We start from the raw sequence: 5040 nt of genomic DNA on the forward strand, positions 1-5040 counted from the left end.
CGAATACCAATACAGTACAATTCAAGTACAGCTACCAGCGAATAGACTTTACGAATCTCCTTGTGACATATGAATACAATTCATCGGGTGTGCTGATTAAAAAGACCGTTCCGGACGTTATCACCTACTACAACGATGCCAACAAACGCCTCGAGTCCAAGACCCTCGGCACTCCAGATGCCTCCGGCAACACCTACTACCACTATATAAATGAGAACTGGAACTCCACGGGCTTTGGCAGGCTCGATAAGTCAGGGAGAGCTACAGCCGATGCGGACGGCGCTACTATTTACACTTATCAGTACTTTGCTAATACCTCCGTCGTTCAATACAAGAGCTGCTACAAAAGCGCGAGTGATGGTAATCCGGCCAAATATGAATATAACGCCAGCGGCCAACTTATCAAAAGAACCCTGCCATCAGGAGAACAGGATTTTTATTATACCGACACCGGCTATCTTGAGCACAAGACGGTAGCGGAAATGTCCAGTTACGGTATCGTTGGGACAGCATCCTATTACTATCTGAATGAAAACTGGCAAAACCAGGGATTCGGCAGGGTCTCTAAACGGGCTCTGGTTAATCCCGACGCCGATGGCGCAAACGCCTATACCTTCACTTACTTTGCGAATACCAATACAGTACAATTCAAGTACAGCTACCAGCGAATAGACTTTACGAATCTCCTTGTGACATATGAATACAATTCATCGGGTGTGCTGATTAAAAAGACCGTTCCGGACGTTATCGATTCGGTAGTTATACAAAAAGCGAGAGAGCGCGTTGACTATATGGTATATGATGAGAGCGAAAATTCTTACCAAAATGTGATCGAGGATTACATAAAATTCATCAAATTAGAAAAACTCGATAACGGCAACTACAGCGTGCTCATACAGGTAGATAGCTTCCAATTCACGGTAGAGATGACTAAAAATAGCTGGTATGGGCAGAGCTACTGGTATGTTGTAAACACAAAAGTTGCGGATCTGACAGGCAACTATCCCGCAAAGATAATAGACGGCATAGTCGGTCTGTTTAATTGCACCGAAGAAAGCGTAGTTGTGCAGAACGAAGATCCTTTATGGTATGGCTTTCAGTACAACAAGACCGACGGGACCGTTAATTGGAGCGGTTATGTCATCATGGGTAATAAATCCGTGTATTTAGACGGTATCTATGACATAAACACACTTGACGCCGGAATCAGGGACTCCGTTAAGAAACCCATACTCGCCGTGAAGGAAGATGTGATTAAGCATCTGGGGGTGAATGAGCGTGAAGTTAAGATTACGGATATGGGATATGCTTATGATGCGAACGGTTATTATTCTTATTACCAATATGTAGAGGCCGCCACAAAAGGATTTAAGATACGATATGCTTATACCTTAAGCTCTATTTATAATCCTCAAAATGGCAATTACAGCACTGACGTTTCGTTAATATTGAAGTCTCTCGTGGCCGAGTCCGGGATAGATCTCGTTAAAAATGCGGCCGAATACCTGAAAGAGATAGCAAATCCCGACGAGTCTAAAATTGACACATGGCGCATGAATGACAATGGGGAAATAGAATTAGCCTTTGTATTAAAGGATGGCTCTCGTGTTGCGGTCTTCGTTGATATCGTAAGCGGCGTATCGCGAATGGATGATAATTTGAAGAATACAGTGCTTAAGACACGCGAAAATATCGCGAACAACATGGGTGTAGATATAGGAGAAGTGCACATAAACGGCATAGGCCTGATGGAGAAGGTTGTTTATGCCGACTGGCCGAATCAACCGATTATGAAGTACAATGTTACCGCAAGAGTCGGAAACTATACTCTTGCCTTATATTACACAGAGGCTTATTTATGGTTGAATGGGCCTATGGGTATAGAGATGTCCTCGCAGGAACAGGAAGCCGAAAGCTCTATTAGTCTTAATCCAAAACGGCCTATTATCACGCTGACATCTTTCGTTAACAATAATACAGGAAGAGACTATGTGAAAGACGCTGAGGCCAAGGTCCTTGAACTGTTGAACCCCGAAAACAATACTATAGGAGTAGCGTATTGGAGTATGATAGACGGAGCGCTTAAGCTTGGCATAGACCTGTATCATCAAAGAGATGAGCTTATCAAGCGGATCGGCGGAAATATTCCCGTAGAGGTTATCCTGTCCACAGGTGAAATCAGAATAGACCAGAAGATAGCGGATGCCGTGAATAAGGTCCGGAACGAAACCTCGCTGAAATTCAGCTTATCCATGGGCGATGTCCATGTGAATAGTATTGAGCAGAAACTCATTATCTATTCAGTGGTTGCCGGTCCTGACGGATATATAATGCCGGAACCTCCTTATATAATTCATGTCTCAACGCCTCAGTTTAAGATTACTTATAATTATAGCGCCAAAGACAGCAGCCTTAAACTCACCACGCTTATAAATAAAGAAACAGGCCAGGATCTCTACAAAAACGCATCCGATTACCTCCGTGAAAAATTAAATCAGGATGGATTCGAACTTGCCAACTGGTCGGCGGTGGATATTAACGGCGACGGCGTTATTGATGAAAAAGATATAGTAGGATTCGATTTCAAACTCAAAGACGGCTCGGTAGTTAAGATAGACGTCAATATAAAGACAGGAGAGCCCCAGTTAGGCGAAAAAAGAATCAAGGAACTTGTTGAAAAAGACGCCCTTTCCCGCGATTGGAATTTCAACGGTTATGGGTCGCGTTACTTGCCAATCACTTGCGGCGCTACAGACATTACAGCCATTGAATATATGGGTAACGGTATATATAAGGTTAAAGCAAAGCTTACGCTTACCGCCGATTATTCGAGTATCGGTTATAATTACAGTTATAAATTTGACAAGGAAGTAGAGTACTATGTTGACTCAAATGGCAATAAAGTTACGGGATTTGTCTATGACCTCAATAACAAATATTCGGCCGTTAAGGTAGAGATATTAACTGACAGAGAGATAAGGAAGACCTCTTATGTAAGCAACAGCTATTCTTACGAGCAGACCGTGACCGTCTATCTTGATGCATCAAAGAAGAAAGCCAGGGAGGTGGGTACCTCAGAGTATAAATATTCTTACGGCACTAACATCTATAAATCCACCTCTCGATGGGAAGCTATATTCGACAGCGAAGGAAAATACCCTGTCAGGTATACCATGACCTATGAATCCATGACGAACGGTGTGGTAACAAGTTCGGGCAGGACGTATATAGTCTACGGCCAACTCGGTTATGCGGCGGAATACCGGAGCGAATACCAATATACCTATAACGGCACAACTTACAAGAGTAGTTATGTTTCATGGTATGATTACTACACCCATAGGGTCACATCCAACGAAGGAAGATCGAGTACCTATGTGAACGGTAAGCTTAAAACTGAATATGCGTATGGGTATACTTATAACGCCAAGGGCTTTATCCAGTTGTCATGGTACTCTAATAAGACATACGATCAGAGCCAGAGACTGATAGAAGATAAATATGAATATCGCCAGTATGACAGCGTCGGCAAGCTCGCGTCGTATTACAATGGAGTCACAAATTATACCTATGACGATAAAGGCACCCTGAGAGAATACAAATATAAGTATAATAGGTATAACGGCTCCGGTGTCTTATTGTCGACATACTCCACCTCGACAACCTACAACGAAAAAGGTTACATATTAGAAAGTAAGTACGAACAGCGTAACTATGATAGTAACAGCAAGCCTGTAAGTTCATATTCCGGCACGACAACATATATATACGACAGCACAGGGAAAAATCTTGTCAAATACACATCTATCAGCGAGTCCAAGACGGATGGGGTGGTAAAAAGTTCGAATAGGACAGACGTAATATATGGCCAACCCGGCTATGTCCTGGAATATCGGAACGAATACCAAACCGAATACCTGGCTGCCTACTATAACGGCATGACTTACAAAGGTAGTTCCATAACAAGATATGACTACTACACTCATAAGGTGACGTCCAGTGAAGGCAAATCAAGTACCTATATGAACGGAAAGATCAGATCTGAATATGCGTATAGCTATAATTATAGCACCAGCGGCATTATTCAGAGATCGTGGTCTTCCAGCAAGACATACAATGAGAATCAAAAGTTAACGGATTACAGGTATGACTATTGGCAGTATGACACCGCCGGCAAGCTCTCGTGGCGTTACAATCAAGTCTCAACTTATAGTTATGACAGTAACGGCATCCTGAGAGGGCAAAAGACCAGTTACAACAATTATAACGGCTCCGGCGTCCTGACGTTGGCATACACCTACTCCACAACCTACAACGAAAAAGGCGCCGTGTTGGAAAGTAAGTACGAACAGCATATTTATGACAAGGACGGTAAGCCGGTAAGTTCATACTCAGGCGTGACGTCGTATACCTACGATACGGCGGGCAGGATAACAGATGTATCCAGCCAGTATAAAAATTTTGATGGCAATAACAAACTTATCAGCGAAACCCGTTACGCAAGCGCTTATACGTATAATCAAAACGGTAAGCTTATTAAAATGACCTATGACTATAAGACTTATAACGGCGACGGAAAGCTTCTTAACAGCTACGGTTACACGGCAGACTATGATGATAATGGCAAGTTTAAACAGGCGACTATTGTAAGAGAGAACCGTTCTTATGACAAGGACGGCGTTTTAAAGGAAAAGAGGTACAACAGAGATACTTATGACGGAAATTGGAAACAGGTATTCTCTGTAGAACAGGTATCTCACTATGGAGAGACAGATGCATTGACTGACCTTTACATGATGTTTTCCGAATTTGACTCAAGCGGTAAACTTACCTACAGGTCTGCGTATGTTTTTGTGCGGCAGGACGACGGCTCGCTGGGCAGCTACAAGGCAAAGTATGATATCGATGAAAACGGTAAGATAACCCATACGCACGTATACAATGAAGATGGGGAGGAGGTACCGGGATTGGGAGGAGATGGATTTATCTCTCCTTCCGATATTATCAGGAAAATCAACCCGCCCGAAGCGCCTATAAAAT

1 protein-coding gene is annotated in these 5040 nt (G+C 43.0%); it reads left to right on the plus strand.

The annotated features are described in order from the left end of the window. Positions 1-89: 89 nt before the first annotated feature. Positions 90-5040 (plus strand): hypothetical protein (locus WC955_13060; protein ID MFA5859984.1); only part of this gene is annotated, 4951 nt, incomplete at its 3' end.

This window comes from Elusimicrobiota bacterium (assembly GCA_041658405.1).
In the GTDB taxonomy this organism is placed as follows: Bacteria; Elusimicrobiota; UBA5214; order JBBAAG01; family JBBAAG01; genus JBBAAG01.